18 protein-coding genes are annotated in these 18,365 nt (G+C 71.4%); 10 read left to right on the top strand and 8 right to left on the bottom strand.

Annotation, left to right across the window (positions count from 1 at the left end):
• The first annotated feature begins 29 nt into the window (after nucleotides 1-29).
• Together ACLF3M_RS19040 and ACLF3M_RS19035 are read left to right on the top strand one after the other, a co-directional pair.
• Nucleotides 30-1,247, top strand: a complete 1,218-nt coding sequence (locus tag ACLF3M_RS19040; protein WP_430658550.1) for a M24 family metallopeptidase — start codon at nucleotides 30-32, stop codon at nucleotides 1,245-1,247.
• Between the two features lie 2 nt (nucleotides 1,248-1,249).
• A complete protein-coding gene (locus tag ACLF3M_RS19035; protein ID WP_430658549.1) occupies nucleotides 1,250-1,906 on the top strand; it encodes a glutathione S-transferase family protein in 657 nt (218 codons plus the stop codon).
• A gap of 144 nt (nucleotides 1,907-2,050) precedes the next feature.
• Here the strand turns inward: ACLF3M_RS19035 and ACLF3M_RS19030 are convergent, their stop codons facing one another.
• Genes ACLF3M_RS19030 through ACLF3M_RS19005 form a run of 6 tightly spaced genes read right to left on the bottom strand, consistent with a single transcriptional unit; the run spans nucleotide 2,051 to nucleotide 7,057 of the window.
• Nucleotides 2,051-2,551 carry a GAF domain-containing protein gene (locus ACLF3M_RS19030; protein WP_430658548.1) on the bottom strand — a complete coding sequence of 167 codons (501 nt, stop codon included), beginning with the start codon at nucleotides 2,549-2,551 and terminating at the stop codon, nucleotides 2,051-2,053.
• Nucleotides 2,548-3,450, bottom strand: a complete 903-nt coding sequence (locus tag ACLF3M_RS19025; protein ID WP_430658547.1) for a branched-chain amino acid ABC transporter permease — start codon at nucleotides 3,448-3,450, stop codon at nucleotides 2,548-2,550. Before ACLF3M_RS19025 ends, ACLF3M_RS19030 begins: the two co-directional genes overlap by 4 nt.
• Nucleotides 3,450-4,322 (bottom strand): branched-chain amino acid ABC transporter permease, encoded by an 873-nt coding sequence (locus ACLF3M_RS19020; protein ID WP_430658546.1) that lies wholly within the window; start codon nucleotides 4,320-4,322, stop codon nucleotides 3,450-3,452. The genes ACLF3M_RS19025 and ACLF3M_RS19020 overlap by 1 nt, the downstream gene beginning before the upstream one ends.
• Nucleotides 4,319-5,536 carry an ABC transporter substrate-binding protein gene (locus tag ACLF3M_RS19015; RefSeq protein WP_430658545.1) on the bottom strand — a complete coding sequence of 406 codons (1,218 nt, stop codon included), beginning with the start codon at nucleotides 5,534-5,536 and terminating at the stop codon, nucleotides 4,319-4,321. The genes ACLF3M_RS19020 and ACLF3M_RS19015 overlap by 4 nt, the downstream gene beginning before the upstream one ends.
• Before the next feature lie 37 nt (nucleotides 5,537-5,573).
• Entirely contained in the window at nucleotides 5,574-6,287 is a 714-nt protein-coding gene (locus ACLF3M_RS19010; RefSeq protein WP_430658544.1) for an ABC transporter ATP-binding protein, read from the bottom strand.
• Complete coding sequence (locus tag ACLF3M_RS19005) at nucleotides 6,284-7,057, bottom strand: ABC transporter ATP-binding protein (protein ID WP_430658543.1); 774 nt, start codon at nucleotides 7,055-7,057, stop codon at nucleotides 6,284-6,286. Before ACLF3M_RS19005 ends, ACLF3M_RS19010 begins: the two co-directional genes overlap by 4 nt.
• Nucleotides 7,058-7,174: 117 nt before the next feature.
• Between ACLF3M_RS19005 and ACLF3M_RS19000 the strand changes: the two genes are divergently transcribed.
• On the top strand, nucleotides 7,175-7,552 hold the full coding sequence (locus ACLF3M_RS19000) for a c-type cytochrome (RefSeq protein WP_430658542.1): 378 nt from the start codon (nucleotides 7,175-7,177) through the stop codon (nucleotides 7,550-7,552).
• Here ACLF3M_RS19000 and ACLF3M_RS18995 read toward each other — a convergent pair whose 3' ends face one another.
• Nucleotides 7,553-8,875 carry an aspartate aminotransferase family protein gene (locus ACLF3M_RS18995; protein WP_430658541.1) on the bottom strand — a complete coding sequence of 441 codons (1,323 nt, stop codon included), beginning with the start codon at nucleotides 8,873-8,875 and terminating at the stop codon, nucleotides 7,553-7,555.
• Between the two features lie 5 nt (nucleotides 8,876-8,880).
• Nucleotides 8,881-9,690 carry a hypothetical protein gene (locus ACLF3M_RS18990; RefSeq protein ID WP_430658540.1) on the bottom strand — a complete coding sequence of 270 codons (810 nt, stop codon included), beginning with the start codon at nucleotides 9,688-9,690 and terminating at the stop codon, nucleotides 8,881-8,883.
• Nucleotides 9,691-9,789: 99 nt separating this feature from the next.
• Between ACLF3M_RS18990 and ACLF3M_RS18985 the strand changes: the two genes are divergently transcribed.
• The 7 genes from ACLF3M_RS18985 (at nucleotide 9,790) to ACLF3M_RS18955 (ending at nucleotide 18,360) form a co-directional block, all read left to right on the top strand.
• Nucleotides 9,790-10,980, top strand: a complete 1,191-nt coding sequence (locus ACLF3M_RS18985; protein ID WP_430658539.1) for a CoA transferase — start codon at nucleotides 9,790-9,792, stop codon at nucleotides 10,978-10,980.
• Complete coding sequence (locus ACLF3M_RS18980) at nucleotides 10,980-12,614, top strand: acyl-CoA dehydrogenase family protein (RefSeq protein ID WP_430658538.1); 1,635 nt, start codon at nucleotides 10,980-10,982, stop codon at nucleotides 12,612-12,614. The genes ACLF3M_RS18985 and ACLF3M_RS18980 overlap by 1 nt, the downstream gene beginning before the upstream one ends.
• Before the next feature lie 207 nt (nucleotides 12,615-12,821).
• Complete coding sequence (locus ACLF3M_RS18975) at nucleotides 12,822-14,534, top strand: DEAD/DEAH box helicase (protein WP_430658537.1); 1,713 nt, start codon at nucleotides 12,822-12,824, stop codon at nucleotides 14,532-14,534.
• A gap of 180 nt (nucleotides 14,535-14,714) precedes the next feature.
• On the top strand, nucleotides 14,715-14,969 hold the full coding sequence (locus tag ACLF3M_RS18970) for a hypothetical protein (RefSeq protein WP_430658536.1): 255 nt from the start codon (nucleotides 14,715-14,717) through the stop codon (nucleotides 14,967-14,969).
• Between the two features lie 3 nt (nucleotides 14,970-14,972).
• Nucleotides 14,973-15,584, top strand: coding sequence for a DUF4255 domain-containing protein (locus ACLF3M_RS18965; protein WP_430658535.1), 612 nt, complete (start codon nucleotides 14,973-14,975; stop codon nucleotides 15,582-15,584).
• On the top strand, nucleotides 15,581-16,468 hold the full coding sequence (locus tag ACLF3M_RS18960; RefSeq protein ID WP_430658534.1) for a hypothetical protein: 888 nt from the start codon (nucleotides 15,581-15,583) through the stop codon (nucleotides 16,466-16,468). The genes ACLF3M_RS18965 and ACLF3M_RS18960 overlap by 4 nt, the downstream gene beginning before the upstream one ends.
• A gap of 17 nt (nucleotides 16,469-16,485) precedes the next feature.
• A complete protein-coding gene (locus tag ACLF3M_RS18955; protein WP_430658533.1) occupies nucleotides 16,486-18,360 on the top strand; it encodes a phage tail sheath family protein in 1,875 nt (624 codons plus the stop codon).
• Nucleotides 18,361-18,365: the final 5 nt, after the last annotated feature.

Below are 18,365 nucleotides of genomic sequence, written 5' to 3'. Positions count from 1 at the left end.
CAGGGCGCAGCCTGGAACGGGAGAACAGCATGACGATCGGCGTCGGCGGATCCGACTTCGTGACCGAACTCGCCGCCATCCGCAACGCGCGCGACGCCGTGCCGCCGGTCTCCGTCGAGGAGCATGCCGCGCGGGTGGAACGCGCGCAGAAGCGCATGCGGGACCTCGGCATCGCCGCGCTCTGGCTCGACGGCACGACCAACCTGGCCTGGCTGACCGGCCTGAAGCACGGCCAGTCGGAACGCCCGGTCGGCGCCATCCTGCCGGCCAGCGGACCCGTCTCCTACCTCTCGCCCGCCTTCGAGGTGGAGCGCATCCGCACGATGCTGGCGCTGCCAGGCGAGGTCCGCGGATGGGAGGAGGACGAGGATCCCTACGCCCTCTTCGCGGAGATGCTGCGGGAGGCCGACGTGGCCGGCGGCACCGTTGCGCTGGACGATCTCGCCCGCGTCTTCGTCGCCGAGGGGATGCGCGCCGCGCTGCCCAATCACCGCTTCGTCGCGTCCAACCCGGTCACGTCCTATCTGCGCGAACGCAAGACGGAGCAGGAAGTCGCGATCCTGCGCCAGGCCATGGGCATGACGCTGGCGATTCAGGCCGCGACGGCGCGCGCGCTGCGCGAAGGCGTCACGACGACCGAGGTGATGGACTTCCTGACCGCCGCGCACCGCAAGGCCGGCTTCGATGGCGGGCCGGCCTTCGGCATCGTGCTGTTCGGCGAGCCCACGGCCTATCCGCATGGCGTGCCCTATCCCCAGACGCTGAAGCAGGGCGACGTCGTGCTGGTGGATGTCGGCGCCCCGTTGCACGGCTACGTCTCCGACATCACGCGCAGCTATGTCTTCGGCACGCCGACGTCGCGCCAGCGCGAAATCTGGGACCTGACCAAGCGCGCCCAGGCCGCCGGCTTCGCCGCCGCGCGTCCCGGCGCTCCCTGCGCGGCGATCGACGACGCCTGCCGCGGCGTCGTCACTGCCGCCGGCTTCGGCCCGGGCTACAAGGTGCCGGGCCTGCCGCACCGCACGGGACACGGGATCGGCATGGACGTGCACGAGGCGCCCTATTTCGTCGGCGGCAACCGCGCGCCGCTCGCCATCGGCAACACCGGCAGCATCGAGCCCACCATCGCCATCTATGGCGAGTTCGGCATCCGGCTCGAGGACCACATCGTCGTCACGGAAGCCGGCGCGGGATGGTTGACGCCGCCCGCCCGTTCCGTGGACGATCCCTTCGGACTGGAGACCTGAGCGTGATCAAGATCTACGGCGTCCTGCGTTCCCGCACCCTGCGCAACGTCTGGTTCTGCGAGGAGGCCGGACTGCCCTACGAGCATGTTCCGGTCATCCAGGCTTTCCGTCTGAAAGACCCGCATGCGCCGGACGCGCCGTTCAACACGCGCTCGCCGGATTTCCTGAAGCTCAATCCGGCGGCGCTGATCCCGGTGATGACGGATGGCGACGTCGTGCTGGCGGAATCGCTCGCCATCAACCTCTATCTCTCGCGCAAGGCGGGCGGGCCGGTCGGCACCGACGACCTCGCGGAATCAGCGCGCTTCGCGCAGTGGTCCTTCTTCGCGGCGACCGAGATCGAGCCGCACAGCATCCAGATCCTCTACAACCGCGTTCAGCTGCCGGCCGACCAGCGCAGCGAGGCGCGGGTGCAGGAAGCCGTCGCCGCGCTGAAGCGTCCGCTGTCCATCCTGGACGCCGCGCTGGAGGAGAGCGGGCATCCCGTCGGCGGCCGCTTCACGGTGGCCGACATCAACCTTGCCGAGACGATCCGCTACAGCCTGCCCGCGCCCGAGGCGCTGGACGGCGCGCCGCGGGTGAAGCAGTGGATCGCGGCCTGCCATGCGCGTCCGGCCTGGAAGAAGATCATGGCACTGCGCGAGGCAGAGCCGGCGTAGCCGTCTCTCCAGCCTCACCCAACCCTTTCCCCCACTGATGGGGGAAAGGGTTGGGTGAGGGGGACGCGCAGGACAAGGAAGACGCGTCCGGATCGGCACGCCCCCCTCACCCATCCCTCTCCCCCCTCGCGGGGGGAGAGGGCTTCAGCCCCTCGCGATCACCTCCAGCAGCCCCGGCACCGCGAGCGCGGCGAAGTGCTGCGCCACGGGGATGTCGGCCTCGTCGTACCAGCCGGCCTGGTGGAGCAGGTTGATCGTGCCGAGGCTCCGCCCGTTCCAGCGTACCGGCACGTTCAGCACGCTCTCGCAGCCCAGGCTGAGGATGAGCTCGTGGTCGAAGAACACGTCCTTGATGTCGCCGTAGTCCCGGCCGATGTAGCAGCGTCCCTCGTCCAGCACGCTGCGGAACCAGTGCGTGGGATTGATCGGCTTTCGCCCGCCCACGGGATAGGCCTGTGGCATGTTGGAATAGTAGCGCTGGCTCTCATTCGCGCCGGGATGCACGACAAGGATGGTGAACAGGCGGTGGCCGATCGCCTGGCCCATCGCCTGGTCCAGCGCAGCGAAGATCGTGCCGGGCTGGCCCGCCGCACCGGACGCGGTGACGGCCTCGGCGAGATGGGGCGTGGGGTTCGGGCGGGTCATGGCGCAGCCTTCGTCCTGGTTCGTTCGGGAATGAGGCCCTGCGGCCTGAAGCGTAGCAGCAGGATGAGCGAGAGCGCGATGATGCCCTCCCGCAGCGCGGCCTTCTGCACCGGCGTCACCCCCGGAATGGCCTGGGCGATGAAGCGCGTGCCTTCCAGCAGCGCCAGCACCAGCACGGCGCCCAGCACCGCCCCCCGCATGGACCCCACCCCGCCCGCCGTCAGCGCCAGTACGATGTAGATCGTCAGCAGCGGGGCGAAGCCCTCGGGCGCGATATAGGCGTTGTAATGGGCATAGAGCGCGCCGGCGAAGCCAATGACCGCGGCGCCGAGGCAGAAGGCGCGGATCTTGAACCACAGCACCGGCTTGCCCGCGACCGCGGCGACGTCCTCGTCCTCGCGCACGGCGCGCAGCACGCGGCCGAAGGGCGAATGCGAGACGCGCGACAGCACGACGAAGGCGATTGCGACGGCAATCCAGACAATGCCGAGGAAGACCAGGTTGAATTCCTGCGGCGTGACCTGGCCGCGCCACGGGCCGGGGATGCCGCTGATCCCGTCCGTGCCGTTGGTCAGCCAGATCTCGTTCGACGCGACCAGGCGCATCACCTCGGCGAAGCCGAGCGTGACGATGGCGAGGTAGTCGCCGCGGAGTCTCGCCACGATCAGCGCCATGAAGCCGCCCGCGACCGCGGCCAGGGCGGCGCCGGCGGCCCAGCCCAGCGGCATCGGCCAGAACAGCTTCGTCGTCAGCAGCGCCGACGCATAGGCGCCGAGCCCGAAGAACCCGACCAGGCCGAGGTTGACCATCCCGGCCAGGCCCCAGATCACGTTCAGCCCCAGCGCCATCAGCGCATAGACGCCGGCGAAGACCAGCATCGCGACGATGTAGGCGTCCATCAGCCGCGCCTCCCCAACAGGCCCTCGGGCCGGATAGACAGCACGACGAGGATCGCGAGGAAGGCGGTAACGGTCCGATAGGCCGGCTCCAGGATGACGCCGGCGAGTTCCTCGCCGATGCCGACCACCATGGCGCCGAGCGCCGCCCCGGGGATGGATCCGAGCCCGCCGACGACAGCGGCCGCGAAGACCGACAGCACCACGCGAAAGCCGGTCAGCGGATCGATCGATGTATCGAGCCCGATCAGCATGCCCCCGAAGCCGGCGAGCCCCGCGCCGATCAGCACCGCGACGCGCGCGATGCGGTCGGGATCGACGCCCTTGATGTCGGCAAGCTGCGGGTTGTCCGCCACCGCTCGCATCGCGCGGCCGAGCCGGGTGAAGGCCAGCAGCGCGAACAGCACCGCCGCGGCCGCAATCGCATAGCCCGTATTGGCGAGCTGCTGCGGATTGACCCGGATCCCATCGAAGCGGAGGTCGCGGAGCACCGCGATGTCGTAGCCGCGCAAGCCATTGCCGAAGAAGAAGCGGACGATGTTCTCGAGCAGGATGGTCAGCGCCACGGAGGCGATCGCGACGGTCAGCGCGCCCGAGGGCCGGAGCGGCTTCAGCGCCACTTCCTCGCAGAGCAGCCCGGCCAGCCCTGCGACGAGGAAAGCCCCGAGCAGCGACGGCCCCGGCGGCAGGCCGAGCTGGACATTGCCCACCCAGCCCGCGAAGGCGCCGATCGTCGCATAGCCCGCCACGGCGAAATTGGGATAGCGCAGCACCGCGAAGATGCAGTTGAAGCCGATGGCGGGCAGCATCAGCACGCTGCCCGCCATCACGCCGTTGAGGAGAACCTGGACGAGGTCCCGCCAATCTTCGATCAAGCGATCTCCAGGACCCGGAAGCGCCCGCCCTCCGCCTGCTCGAAGCGGAACTTGGTGCCGCGGATGTCGCCGCGCTCGTCGAAGTCGACGGGACCCGACGCGCCCTCGAAGTTCACGGGCCGGCCGGCCGCGATCAGCCGCAGCCCGTCCGTCACGTTGTCTACCTTCTCGCCATCGCCCTGGCTGATCTTGCGGACATTGTCGCGGATCGCAGTGCCGGAAGCGTCGCCTGCCGCCGCCGCGGCCAGGATCGCGAGCGAGGCGTGGTCGTTGGTCTGGGCGGAATAGGGATCGACCTCGGTGTTGCCGAAGCGCGCCTGCAGCCGCCGGAAGGCGCCGCTGTCCACGTCCGCGCTGGGCTGGAAGGTGACCAGCCCATTCGTCACCTCGTTCGGCAGGGACTGGAAGATCGAGGGCGGCGCGGCATAGGCGAAGGTGAACTTCCGCCCGTCGAACCCCGCGCGGAACAGCTCGCGCAGCAGGATCGTCACGTCGGGCAGGTAGCCGTTCAGCATCACCGTGTCCGACCGCGAGCGCATGAGCTGGTCGATCTCCGACCGGAAATTGGTCTTGTCGCGCTCGTAGATGATGAAGCCCGTGACCTGGCCGCCGGCGGCGCGCATCCGCTCGCTCATCACGTCCTGGCTGGACTGCGCGAAGGGCGATTGCGCCGCGAGGTGGAAGACGCGGCGCGCGCCCTTACCGAGCAGCCAGGAACTCGCGGTCTCGATCTGCAGTCGGCTGTTGGGCTGGGTGCGGAAGATGTAGCCCTGGTGCGGCAGCAGCGTGATGGAGTCAGCGCCCGACACCGTGAAGAGCGGCACCCGGTTCTCCCAGCAGAGCGGCGCGACGGCGGTCGTCACGGCCGACGCCCAGGTCCCCATCACCGCGGAGACGCGGTCCACGTCGATCAGCTTGCGCGCGCCGCGCACGCCGGCGTCCGGATTGGTCTGGTCGTCCTCCGCGACAACGCGGATCTGGCGCCCCCCCTGGCGTGTCGGGATGCCGCCGGCGGCGTTCGCCTCTTCCACCACGCCCTGGATGGCGCGCAGCATGGCCGGGCCATAGGGGCCGCCGGCGCCGGTCAGCGGCGGCAGCGCGCCGAAGGTGACCGGCGCGCCTTGGCCGAAGGCCTTGCCGCCGATCGAGAAGCTGGTCACCGCGCCCGCGGCGCCGAGCAGGGCCGCGCGGCGGCCCATCGTGAACTGGGTCATGCTTGTCTCCCGTCTCCCAGGCTCATTCTACCCGCACCTAGCCGCCGAGGAACAGGCGGCGCACCTCCGGATCCTCGGCCAGCGCACGGGCCTCGCCGGTGCGCGCGACGCGCCCGTCCACCAGTACGATGCCCTCTTCGGCGATCGCCAGCGCCTCCAGCGCATTCTGCTCGACCATCAGGATCGCGGTGCCCTCGGCATGGATGGCGGCGATGCTGTCGAACAGAAATCCCGCGGCCTTGGGGCTGAGGCCCGCGCTCGGCTCGTCGAGCAGCAGCAGGCGCGGCTCCACCATCAGCGCCATCGCCATGGCCAGGATCTGCCGCTGCCCGCCCGACAGCGTCCGCGCGGCCTTCCGTCGCTTCTCCGCCAGGATCGGGAAGCGGCCAAACAGCTTCTCGACGCGCTGCTCCACCTTCGCGCGGGGCTCGAGGTAGCCGCCCATCTCCAGGTTCTCGCGCACGCTCAGCGAGGCGAAGACATTGGCCTCCTGCGGCACGAAGGCGACGCCGCGGGCCGCGATGCCGCGCGGCGGCAGGCCCGACAGAACCTGGCCGTCCAGCCGGATGCTGCCGGATTTCAGCTTCAGGATTCCGGCGATCGCCTTCAGCAGCGTGGACTTGCCCGCTCCGTTCGGCCCGACGATTGCGGCCATGCGCGCCGGCGCCAGCGCGACGGAGATGCTCTTCAGGATCTCGTCGGCCGCGCCGTAGCCGCCGACCACCGCCTCGACCTCGAGCAGCGCGGTCATGCGTGGACCCGCCGGCCCATATAGGCTTCCTGCACGCGGGGATCGTCGGCGATGGCCTGGAAGCCGCCCTCGGCCAGCAGCCTGCCTTCCGCCATGACGATCACGGGATCGCAGAGCGAGGCCACGAAATCCATGTGGTGCTCCACCACCAGCACCGTCATGCCCTCGTCGCGGAGATGCGCGATGTGCTCCGCGATCTCGGCCGCGAGCGTCGGGTTCACGCCGGCGACGGGCTCGTCGAGCAGCAGCAGCTTCGGCTCCGCCATCAGCGCGCGGCCGATCTCCATCAGCTTCTTCTGGCCGCCCGACAGCGCCGCGGCCTGGTTGTCCAGCACGCGGGCCAGGTTGAGCCGGCCGGCGATGGCGATGGCGCGCTCGCTCAGTTCCTGCTCCCGCCGCCGGGCCGCGGGGCCGCGCAGGATGGCATGCCCGACGCCCTCCCCGGGCTGGGATGGGCCATAGAGCAGCAGGTTCTCGAACACGGTCAGGCGCGGGATCCCGCGCGCGATCTGGAAGCTGCGCACCAGCCCCGCGCGCGTGACGCGGTCCGGCCTGGCGCCGGTGATGTCCTGGCCGTCGAAGACGACGCGGCCGGCATCGGGGCGGATCACGCCGGAGATGCACTGGAAGGCCGTGGACTTGCCCGCGCCGTTCGGCCCGATCAGGGCCGTCACCGTGCCGCGCCGGACCGACAGGTCCAGCCCGTCCAGCGCCACCACCCCGCCGAAGCGCCGGACGAGGCCGCGCACCTGCAGGATCGCAGCGGTCATGCCGCGAAGCTACACGACACCTTAGGCCGTGCAATCCCGCGTGGGCGCTCCCCTTGCGCATCGCGCCGGCGGCAACTTATGACGGGTGTCAAGAAAACCAGCCGGGAGTCGCTGCCAGTGATCGCTCGTTTCGCCATGCCCGCCCTGCTGCTCGCGGGCCTCGCCGCGCCCGCCGCCGCGCAGGACGTCGCCGCCGGCCAGCGCGTCTTCAACCAGTGCCGCGCCTGCCATGTCATCGAGAACAACGGCCGCAACGGCGTCGGCCCGAACCTGCACGGCGTCGTCGGGCGCAAGGCGGCGTCCATCGAGAACTTCCGCTACTCCGCCAACATGCGCCAGCTCGCCGAGGGCGGCCTGACCTGGGACGAGGCGACGCTGCGCCGCTACATCGCCAACCCGAAGGATCTGGTGCCGCAGGGCTCGATGGCCTTCGCAGGCATCCGTAACGAGCAGCAGCTGAACGACCTGATCGCCTACCTCAAGACGCAGAACTGATCAGGCGAGCTCGCGGTACAGCGGCGCACGCAGCGCCAGCACTTCCGCGAAGGCGTCGCGCAAGCCGGCGAGCTCCTCCTCGCTGACCGCGAGCGACAGCGCGATCATGCCGCGGCGCGCGACGTAGAAGCCGCGTTCCAGCAGGTCGAGGAACAGCAGTTCCTTCAGCGGTTGGTTCGACGCCGCGGCGTCCGAGGCGTTGCGCGGCGGCGTCGCCGCGACGTGGAAGCACATCATGCTGCCGCGCCCCATGACCTGCAGCGGCAGGCCCTGAGCGGCGGCTATCGCACGCAGCGACTCCCGAAGCGCGTCGCCGCGCGCATTGTGCGCGACGGCGACCTCCGGCGTATAGATCTCCGACAAGGCCGCGATGCCCGCCGACATGGTCAGCGTGTTGTTGTTGAAGGTTCCGGCATGCGGCACGGCGTCCGCCCGTCGCGGATCGAAGATCTCCATGAGGTCGGCGCGGCCGCCGAAGGCGCCGAAGGACATGCCGCCGCCGACATACTTCCCGAGGCTCGTCAGGTCCGGCGTCACGCCGGTCGCTTCCTGCAGCCCGCCGGGCGACAGGCGGCTGGTCATCACCTCGTCGAAGACGAGCAGTGCGCCGGCCTCATCGGCCAGGGCGCGCAGCCCTTCCAGGAATGCCTGCTCCGCCGGGATGCAGCCGCCGCCGCCCAGCATCGGCTCCAGGATAATGGCAGCCAGGTCGGCCGCGTTCTCCCGCACGATCCGGCGTGCCACGTCGAGGTCATTGTAGGGCGCCAGCACGACCTGGTGCGGCACGTTCACCGCCGAGCCCCCTTTCGCGAAGGTCAGCAGGCTGCCGTGGTAGCCGCCCTCGAAAGCCAGGATCGTCCGGCGCTTCGTCGCGATGGTGGCGCAGGCCAGCGCCATCAGGTTGGCCTCGGTGCCGGAATTGGTGAAGCGCACGCGCTCGATCGAGGGGAAGCGGTCACAGACCAGGCGCGCGAACGCAGCCTCGAACCGGTTATGCGCGGTCAGGTTCAGCCCGCCATCCAGCGCGCGCAGCACCGCCGCGCGGATCGCCGGATGCGACGCGCCGAAGAGGCCGGCGGTGTATTCGCCGGCCAGGTTGACGTAGCTCAGTCCGTCGGCGTCCTCAATCCGGCTGCCCTCGCCCCGCAGGGCGGTGAAGGGAAAGGGGCCGTGAAACAGCACGGTGCGCGTGTTCCCGCCGGGCATGACCTCGGTCGCCGCCCGGTGCCGCGCCAGGCTTTCGGGCCGGCGACGGCCATAGAGCTCGCGGGCTTCCGCCAGCGCGTCCTCGATCGTGGCGTTGCGGCCGTGCGGTGCGTCCATGTCTCTCACGTCGCGAGGTAGAAGGCGTCGAGCCCGCCTTCGGGAAAGCGCGTCTCCGGCCCCAGCAGGGTGCGGGCATCCATGAAGAGCAGCCGGTCCGGCCCGACGGCATGAGGAACCGTCGGCGGGTTGCTGTCCACCCCGAGCACCGGCGGCTTCAAGTGCGAGCCTTCGATAATCGGCAGCATCGCGCCGGTGGCCGACCACAGGGCGATCACCGCGCCTGGCCCGTCCGCGAGTTCCTGGTCCTCCGCGAGGTTGCGCCATTCCCGCGGCGTCATGACGGTGTCGCGGCGCAACGCGCCCTCGTCCATCCGCTCCAGCAGCAGCAGGCTGCGCGCGGCGTCCGCGGCGTCGGAGGAGGACAGGCCGGGCGGCAGCGCCCGCTGGCAGGCGCCGACCTGGCGGAAGACGCGCAGGAACTCGAACTCCGCCCTGGTCAGCCACCCCCGGGCGCGCATCCATTGCAGCGATGTCAGGCTCGGCCGGTAGCGCGCAGGCTTCAGGGCGTTGCTGCTGCCCGGCGGCATTACGCGCGCCCGCGGCAGCAGGATCGCGGCGTCGGAGCCCTCCAGCCGGATGGTCACCCGCGCGGCGTCGGCGGGGTTGGGGTAGGCGATCTCGAAGTCGAAGCCGGCAATCCCGTCGCCCAGCCCGGCTTCCTGCAGGTCCCTGCGGACGCCCTCGACCTTGCCCGCGCCGATGCAGGCCTCGTCCAGGAAGGCCAGCACCGTCCGCCCGGCCAGCGGCGCGTCGGGCGAGACGATCCAGCCATGGATGCGGTTGCGGGTGACGCCTTCGATCGCGCCGCGCATCGAGGAACTCCAGAGGGGACGGCCCGGCTCGTCCGGCCGGCTGCGGGCAGCTAGGGTAGGCGCCGCCCCGACGGGGCCACAAGCCGGGAGGACGCCAGCATGGATGCACCGCTCGAAGGGCTTCGCGTCGTCGAGGTCTCGGCCTTCGTCGCCGCGCCGATCGGCGGGATGACGCTGGCGCAGCTCGGCGCGGAGGTCATCCGCATCGACCCGCTCGGCGGCAATATCGACATCGGCCGCTGGCCGCTGGCGCCCTCGGGGACCAGCCTCTACTGGACCGGGCTGAACAAGGGGAAACGGTCCGTCGCGCTGGCGCTGGACAGGCCGGAAGGGCGGGAGATCGCGGCGTCGCTGATTGCCGAGGCGGGCATCCTGCTGACCAACCTGCCGGCCGCCGAGGGCTGGATGTCCTATGCCTCGCTCTCCGCGCGGCGGCGCGACCTGATCATGTTGCGCCTGACCGGAACGCATGATGGCGGCAATGCCATCGACTACACCGTCAACGCCGCCGTCGGCTTCCCCGTCGCGACCGGCGAGGGCGAGCGGCCAGTCAACCACGTCCTGCCGGCCTGGGACGTCGCCGCGGGCCTTTACCTCGCGACCGGCCTGCTGGCGGCGGAGCGCCGGCGCAACCGGACGGGGGAAGGCGGCGAGGTCACGCTGGCGCTGCAGGACGTCGCCCTCGCGACTGTCGCCAACCTCGGCTACGTCGCGGAGGTGCAGGTGAACGGCACGGTGCGCCCGCCGCTCGGCAACTGGCTGTACGGCGCCTTCGGGCGGGACTTCGCGACGAAGAACGGAAGGCGTGTGATGCTCGCCGCGATCTCCAACCGGCAGTGGCGCGCGATCGGGAAGGCGACGGGCCTGGCGGAGAAGCTCGCGCTGGTCGGCCAGGCAATGGAGGTGGACCTCGGCGACGAGGGCGGCCGCTATGCCGCGCGGGAGGCGATCGCGGCGGTGCTCGCGCCCTGGTTCGCCGCGCGCACGCTGGCGGAGGTCCGCGCGGCGCTGGACGGGTCGGGCGTACTCTGGGGCCCCTACCAGGATTTCGGCCAGATGGTGCGCGAGGATCCGCGCTGCTCCGCCGCCAACCCGCTCTTCGCCGAGATCGAGCAGCAGGGCGTCGGGCGCGTGCTCGCGCCTTCCTCGCCGCTGCAGCCCGCCATCCCGCCACGGCCGGCGCCGCGCCTCGGGGCGGACACGGATGCCGTGCTGGCCGAGGTGCTGGGGTTGCCGCAGGCGCGCGTCGCGTCATATCGCGAGGCGGGAATCCTCCCGCGAGCCGACTGATGAACGATCTACTGAAGGAATGCCGCGCCGTCCTGTCGACCGCGGAATCGCTGCAGGACGCCGCGCGCGCGGCCCTGTCGCGGGAGGTCGCACCGGCCGGGAAGCTCGACCCCGCCGCGCTGGAGGCCGCGCAGCTCGGCGCGCATGGGCTCGCCTGGGTCGCGACCTATGTCGAGGCGCTGCGCCAGGCCCTGCGCTGGGCGGAGCGGCTGGACGCGGCCGGGGAGCTCGGCGCGACGGAGCGCGGTATCCTGCTGCTCGGCTTCGCGGAATACGGGGCGCAACTCGCCGGCGGCATCCCGATGAGCCAGGTGGAATTCGCGCGGCCGTCGGATCTGGGCGTCCCGCCCGCGGCGGAGGCCGCGCTGCGCGACGCCGTCGCGCCGCTCGCCGCGCCGATGCGCCTGGCGGAAGCGCGGCTGGCGGTCCTGGCGGCGCTGCGCGCCGACGGCTTCGGCGCGGTCGGGCTGGACGACCCCGACATGGCGCTGCTGCGCGACCAGTTCGCCCGCTTCACCGCCGCCGAGGTCACGCCGCATGCCCATGCCTGGCACATGGCGAACGCCCTCATTCCGATCGAGCTGATCGGCAGGCTCGCCGAGCTCGGCACTTTCGGCGTGACGATCCCGGAGGCGCATGGGGGCCTGGGCCTTGGCAAGGTCGCGATGGTGCTGGTCAGCGAGATGCTGTCCGAGGGCTATATCGGCGTGGGCTCCCTCGGCACCCGCAGCGAGATCGCGGGCGAGCTGATCGCGCTGAACGGCACGGAACAGCAGAAGGCGCGCTGGCTGCCCGGGATCGCCTCGGGCGCGATCCTGCCGACCGCCGTCTTCACCGAGCCCAACACGGGCAGCGATCTCGCGAACCTCCGCACCCGCGCGGTGCGGGAGGGTGACATCTATCGCGTGTATGGCGCGAAGACCTGGATCACCCATGCCAGCCGCAGCGACGTCATGACGCTGCTGGCGCGGACCGGCGACGCGCCGGCGCACAAGGGCCTGTCCATGTTCATCGCGCCCAAGCCGCGCGGGACCGAGGACAACCCCTTCCCCGCACCCGGCATGAGCGGGACGGAGATCCACGTCCTGGGCTATCGCGGCATGCGGGAATACGAGATCGGCTTCGACGGCTTCGAGATCGCGGCGGAGAACCTGCTCGGCGGGGTAGAGGGCCAGGGCTTCCGCCAGCTCATGGAAACCTTCGAGAGCGCACGCATCCAGACCGCCGCGCGGGCGCTCGGCGTCGCGCAGAACGCCATCACGCTTGGGTTGGGCTATGCGCGGACGCGCATCCAGTTCGGCAAGCCGATCCTGGACTTCCCGCGCGTGCACGGGAAGCTCGTCATGATGGCGGTGGAGACGATGCTGGCGCGGCAGCTCACCTACTTCGCTGCGCGTGAGAAGGACGCGGGTCGACGCTGCGACGTGGAGGCCGGGATGGCGAAGCTGCTGGCCGCGCGCGTCGCCTTCGCCAATGCCGACGCCGCGCTGCAGATTCATGGCGGCAACGGCTTCGCGCTGGAGTATCCGATCAGCCGCGTGCTGTGCGACGCGCGGGTGCTGTCCATCTTCGAAGGTGCGGCGGAGATCCAGGCGCATATCATCGCGCGGGGGCTGCTGGGGCGGGTGAATTAGCCGAGCCGCCCTCGCTTCTTGATCTTCCCTCCCCCGCAGGCGGGGGAGGGTCAGGGTGGGGGTGCTTCGTCAACGCGTCGTTCTGATCCTCCGCACCCCCGCCCCATCCCTCCCCCGCTTGCGGGCGAGGGAGCCGCCAGCGCGGGGGAGGGAAGCGTTGACCGGGGGAGGTCGTCGCCTCTCGCAAGCGCTATACCCCCGCCCACCATGCCCTTCCCCACCCTCCCGGCCCCCCTCGCCCAGGCGCTTGCCGCCCGCGGCTATGCCGATCCCACCCCCGTTCAGGCCGCAATCCTGGCGCCGGAGACAGCATCCCGCGACCTGCTCGTCTCTGCGCAGACCGGCTCCGGCAAGACCGTCGCTTTTGGCCTGGCCTTCGCCCCGGACCTGCTGGGCGATGCCGAACGCCTTCCGCCTGCCCGCAACCCGCTCGCGCTCGCCATCGCCCCGACCCGCGAACTCGCCCTGCAGGTCCAGGCCGAGCTTGCCTGGCTCTACGCGCCCACCGGCGCGCGGGTCGTTGCCTGCGTTGGCGGCACCGATCCCCGCGCCGAGCGCCGCGCGCTCGACATGGGCGCCCATATCGTGGTCGGCACGCCCGGACGTCTCCGCGACCATCTCGAGCGCAACAACCTCGACCTCTCCGACCTGCGCGTCGCAGTCCTCGACGAGGCCGACGAGATGCTCGACATGGGCTTCAGGGAGGAGCTCGAGGCCATCCTCGACGTCACGCCCGAAACGCGCCGCACGCTGCTGTTTTCCGCGACCATCCCGCGCGAGATCGCCGCCTTGGCGAAGCAGTACCAGCGCGACGCGCTGCGCATCGCCGCGACCGCCGAGGGCGCGCATCGCGACATCGCCTATCGCTGCTATGTCGTCGCCCCGCGAGAGGCCGAGCGCGCGCTGGTGAACATCCTGCGCTGGCAGGAGGAACGCGCGATCGTCTTCTGCGCCACCCGCGCCGCCGTCGCCCGCCTGCATGGCAACCTGACGGAGCGCGGCTTCAACGCGGTGGCCATGTCCGGCGAGCTCACCCAGGCCGAGCGGAACCGCGCGCTGCAGGCGCTGCGCGACCGCCGAGCGCAGATCTGCGTCGCGACGGACGTCGCGGCACGCGGGATAGACCTGCCCGATCTCGGCCTGGTCGTGCACGCCGACCTGCCGCGCGACAAGGAAACACTGCTGCACCGCTCCGGCCGGACCGGCCGTGCGGGGAAGAAGGGCGTCTCCGTGCTGCTCGTCCCGCATCCCCGCCGGCGCATCGTGGAACGACTGCTGACGGCCGCGCGCATCGCCGCCGAATGGTCCGCCCCGCCCGACGCAGACGCCATCCGCGCCCGCGACGCCGAGCGCCTGGTGCAGGACGCCATCGCCGCCGCCGGCGCGGTGGAGCCCGAGGCGCTCGACCTCGGCCGCGCCGTGCTGGCCGCCCATTCGCCGGAGGCCGTCGCCGCCGCGCTGGTGCGCGCGCTGGGCTCTGCCCTGCCCGCGCCTGAGGAATTGGAGCCCGAGCCCGCCCCCGCCCCGCCGCGGCGCGAGGAGAGGCCGGTCGGCGGCGCCGAGGGCCTGTGGTTCCGCCTGTCGGTCGGGCGCAACCGCAACGCCGATCCGCGCTGGCTGCTGCCCTTCCTCTGCCGCCGCGGCCATGTCACGCGGCAGGAGGTCGGGCGCATCCAGGTCGGCGACCGCGAGACGCTGGTGGAGATCGCGCCCTGGGCCGCCGCGCGCTTCGCCGCCGCCGCGCGCCACAGCGACGCGGACGACGAGGACATCGCGATCGCGCCGATGCAGGCCGGGCGCGCGCCGCGGCATGTAGCGCGCGGCGCGGCGCAGGACAGCCCGCGCGGCGCTCCGCGAGACACACCGCGCGACGCGCCGCGCCGGGGCCCGCCGCCGCCGAACCGGCGCCCGCCGCGCTGAGGGGTGAGGCGCCGGCGCCCCACCCCCTTTCTCTCGCGCCGCCAACGGCCTGGCCCCGCGCGGCTGCGGCGCCGGCGCCTCAGGCACACGCCGGAATCACACCGGAATCCCGCGATTTCAACGGCCTGACTCCCTTGGCACGCCCCTTGCCCTGATCCCCGCGTAAGCCGGAGTCCGCCGGTGAGCCCAGGGATCGAGGACGAGGTCAGCTTGGTCGCCGCCGAGATCGCCGATCATCTCGCCGCGCAGCCGCGCGCGGCCGACAGCGCGGAAGGGATCCGTCGCTGGTGGTTGGCGCCGCGCATCGGCGAACGCCATCCCGCCATCGTGCAGGCCGCGCTGGAGCGGCTGGAGGCTACGGGCGTCGCGCGGTCACGCCGCCTCGGCGACGGCAGCGTGGTCTGGGGCGCCGCCCCGCCCGGCGGGACGGCCTAGGCCATGGCGGGTTACGGCAGCATCGCGGCAGTGGGCAAGAGCCTGGAGCGGATGCTGAACGCCGCATTCGCCGACCGCCAGCCCGTCAACGGCCAGCAATCTCGTGCCGTGCTGATCCGCACGGACGACCTCAAGCCGATCAACGTGCCGAGCGCCATCGGCAACAACGCGCTGTCCATCTTCCTCTACCGCGTGGATTTCGACCGCACGATGCGCGCGGCCTGGTCCGCCGCCGGCGTCGGCGAGGGCCGCGGCCAGCTCGCCGTCGCATTGCATTTCCTGCTGACGCCCTGGGCCGACAACGCGGAGCACGAGCAGCTCATCCTCGGCCGCGCCATGCAGGCGCTCGAGACGACGCCGACGCTGACCGGCCCCCTGCTCTACCAGCCGCCCATCCCCTTCGCCGACGAGCCCCAGCCCCCCGCCGGCGAGGCCGTGCACCTCATGATGGAGGAAGTCTCGACGGAGGCGCTGATGCGCACCTTCGACAGCCTGCCGACGGACTACCGCGTCAGCGTGCCCTATGTCGCGCGGGTCGTGCGCATCGCGACACGGGAGGCACGGAACGCGCCGCCGGTGACCGACGCGAATCTTCGTATCGGGGTGACGGCATGAGCGACGCCGCCCGCATGCTGACGCCCGAGAACGTGCGCGTCGTGTCGGAACTGCGGCATCGCCTGGCGCTCGGCCTGGATTGCCGCGACGCCGTGTCGGGGCTCGCGGCGGGCGGGCCGCTGGTGGCGGAGCTCGAGAGCATCGGGCCCTTCGCATTTACGCCGGACCGCCGGCTGGATGCGCATGGCGGCACACGCTTCGCGCTGGCCTGGGCGGGGCGTGTGCGGCGGCTGATGGACCTCGCGGTCCAGCGCGGCGTCGCCGGCGACTGGGTCGTCCGCCTCCATGCGGACGCCGCCGGCGCAAACGCGCGCTGGGATGCGCGGCGCGATGCAAGGCGCCACGTGCCCCGCCGGCTGAAGCTGCGCCCGACGCTGGCGGCCGGCGTGCCGGTGACGGGCCGGGCCAATGCGCGGGCCTGCCGGCTGTTCCCAGGCGCCACCTTCCCGCTGATCGGGGCGGCGACCGCGCTCCGCGGCCGCGTGATGCACGATGCAACGACGCCGATGCCCTGGGCGCGCGTGATCGCGACCATGCCGGCCAACCAGCAGAACCTGCCGCAGGCCCGCGTCGTCGGCCGCGGCATGGCGGACGACCGCGGCGACTACCTGCTGGTGCTGGGCCCGCGCGCGGTCTCCGGCGCGCAGCTGCCGCCCGCCGCGCAGATCCGTCTCTGGGCCTTCGGCCCCGCCACGCCGCCGCCGCTGGATGGACCCGACCCGCTGGCCGGCCTGCCGGTCGAGGATGCCGGCGAGACCGCGGACGGCCCCGTCCTTCGCGGCGAGGCCATCCCGCCCGCCTTCACCCGCAGCGTGTCGCGCATCGTCGCGCTGCCCTTCTCCACCGTCGTGTCCGGCGCCGACGCGACCCTGACCCTACCCTGAGCGCGAAGGAGACAGAGATGCCCGAGTATCTCGCACCCGGGGTGTTCGTCGAGGAGGTCAGCTTCCGCTCGAAATCCATCGAGGGCGTGCCCACCAGCACCACGGGCTTCGTCGGCCCCACCCGCTTCGGTCCGCTGCCCGGCGCCAACGGCGTGCGGCCGCGGCTCGTCACCTCCTTCACCGAGTACGAACGCGTGCATGGCGGGCTGGACCCGCTGCTCTACGATGACGGCACGGAGGTGACGAACTACCTCGCCCATGCGGTGCGCGCCTTCTTCGCCAATGGCGGCAAGCGGCTCTATATTGCGCGCACGTTCAACGGCAGCGCGGCCGGCGCGACCGCGAAGATGGATGTCGCGACGAGCAGCGGCACGGCGCGCTGGCATGCGCGCTGGCCCGGGCGCGCCGGCAACGTGCTGGTGAATGTCCGCCCGGTGCGCAGCAAGAACATCGCGATCAAGTATGCCGCCGATCCCGACGACATCCTGCAGCGAAGCACCTGGGGGGTGCAGCTGCAGCGCGCGCGTGCCGGCGCCGTGGTGGAACTGATCAACCCGCTTCCCGCCCTGCCCAAGGACCTGCCGAAGCAGAACGCGCCGCTCGACGAAACCAGGCTCTTCGTCGTGCAGGTGGACGCGAACGGGAAGCAGAGCTTCGTCAACAGCGCGGGCGCGACCGTCGCCCTGCCCGACGCGATCGGCGACATGCATGTCTATCTCGTCGAGCTGCAGGTGGAGGTCCGCGTCACCCCCGACCGGCTGGACACCTACACCGAGCTCGCCGCGCATCCCGACCAGCGCCGCTACGTCGGCAAGGTGCTCGAGCAGGACGACCCGGCCGACGAGGACGCCGTGGTCAGGTTGGAGTGGACGCCCGACCTCGGCGTCGACCCCTTCGCGCCGGCGCGGCTGATGGCGGGCCTGACGGGCACCCCGAACAAGCGGCTCGGCGGTGGGACGGACGGCGCCGCGCCGCCCCAGCAGATCGACATCGAGGGGAAGGAAGCCGATCCCGACAATGCGAAGATCACCGCGACCGGGCTCAATGCGCTCGGCGAGATCGACGACATCGCGATCGTCGCCGTGCCGGCCGCCGGCGGCAACACGGCGAAGGACGTCGTCATGGCCATCGCCGGCAGCCTGATCGGCCATGCCGAACGCTGCCGCTACCGCATCGCCGTGGTGGATGGCGAGCAGGGTAGCTCGATCAACGAGATCCGCAACTTCCGCGGCGGCTTCGACAGCAAGTACGCCGCGCTCTACCACCCCTGGATCGAGATCCTCGACCCGCTCTCGCCGCAGGTGCCCGGCGTGCCCCTGCGGCGCCTGCTGCTGCCCCCGTCGGGCTTCGTCACCGGCATCTATGCCCGCAACGACGTCGAGCGCGGCGTGCACAAGGCGCCGGCGAACGAGGTGGTGCGCGGCCTGACGCGCTTCGAGATCAACATCAACACGCCGCGCCAGGAAGTGCTGAACCCCGAAGGCATCAACTGCCTCCGCTTCTTTGACGGCCGCGGCAACCGCGTGTGGGGCGCGCGCACGATGAGCAGCGACCCCGAGTGGAAATACGTCAACGTCCGGCGGCTCTTCATCTATGTCGAGCACAGCCTGGACAAGGCGACACAATGGGCGGTGTTCGAGCCGAACAACGAACGGCTCTGGCGCAACATCCGCCAGACCGTGGAGGACTTCCTGTTCGTGCTGTGGCGCGACGGCGCGCTGATCGGCGACAAGCCGGAGCAGGCCTATTTCGTCCGCTGCGACCGCACGACGATGACGCAGAACGACCTCGACAACGGTCGGATGATCTGCCTGGTCGGCATCGCGCCCTCGCGCCCCGCCGAATTCGTCATCTTCCGCGTCGGCCAGTGGACGGCCGACCAGAAGAGCTGACCGAG

It is taken from the genome of Falsiroseomonas sp. HW251 (assembly GCF_050563545.1).
GTDB lineage: Bacteria > Pseudomonadota > Alphaproteobacteria > Acetobacterales > Acetobacteraceae > Falsiroseomonas.
This window is presented reverse-complemented; position numbering and strand designations above follow the sequence as displayed.

Excerpts from the sequence above, each read along its gene's own strand:
- ACLF3M_RS19040 (WP_430658550.1), top strand. The coding sequence starts at position 30 with ATGACGATCGGCGTCGGCGGATCCGACTTCGTGACCGAACTCGCCGCC.
- ACLF3M_RS19030 (WP_430658548.1), bottom strand. The coding sequence starts at position 2,551 with ATGACCCGCCCGAACCCCACGCCCCATCTCGCCGAGGCCGTCACCGCG.
- ACLF3M_RS19025 (WP_430658547.1), bottom strand. The coding sequence starts at position 3,450 with ATGGACGCCTACATCGTCGCGATGCTGGTCTTCGCCGGCGTCTATGCG.
- ACLF3M_RS19015 (WP_430658545.1), bottom strand. The coding sequence starts at position 5,536 with ATGACCCAGTTCACGATGGGCCGCCGCGCGGCCCTGCTCGGCGCCGCG.
- ACLF3M_RS19010 (WP_430658544.1), bottom strand. The coding sequence starts at position 6,287 with ATGACCGCGCTGCTCGAGGTCGAGGCGGTGGTCGGCGGCTACGGCGCG.
- ACLF3M_RS19005 (WP_430658543.1), bottom strand. The coding sequence starts at position 7,057 with ATGACCGCTGCGATCCTGCAGGTGCGCGGCCTCGTCCGGCGCTTCGGC.
- ACLF3M_RS18995 (WP_430658541.1), bottom strand. The coding sequence starts at position 8,875 with ATGGACGCACCGCACGGCCGCAACGCCACGATCGAGGACGCGCTGGCG.
- ACLF3M_RS18990 (WP_430658540.1), bottom strand. The coding sequence starts at position 9,690 with ATGCGCGGCGCGATCGAAGGCGTCACCCGCAACCGCATCCATGGCTGG.
- ACLF3M_RS18985 (WP_430658539.1), top strand. The coding sequence starts at position 9,790 with ATGGATGCACCGCTCGAAGGGCTTCGCGTCGTCGAGGTCTCGGCCTTC.
- ACLF3M_RS18980 (WP_430658538.1), top strand. The coding sequence starts at position 10,980 with ATGAACGATCTACTGAAGGAATGCCGCGCCGTCCTGTCGACCGCGGAA.
- ACLF3M_RS18975 (WP_430658537.1), top strand. The coding sequence starts at position 12,822 with ATGCCCTTCCCCACCCTCCCGGCCCCCCTCGCCCAGGCGCTTGCCGCC.
- ACLF3M_RS18965 (WP_430658535.1), top strand. The coding sequence starts at position 14,973 with ATGGCGGGTTACGGCAGCATCGCGGCAGTGGGCAAGAGCCTGGAGCGG.
- ACLF3M_RS18960 (WP_430658534.1), top strand. The coding sequence starts at position 15,581 with ATGAGCGACGCCGCCCGCATGCTGACGCCCGAGAACGTGCGCGTCGTG.
- ACLF3M_RS18955 (WP_430658533.1), top strand. The coding sequence starts at position 16,486 with ATGCCCGAGTATCTCGCACCCGGGGTGTTCGTCGAGGAGGTCAGCTTC.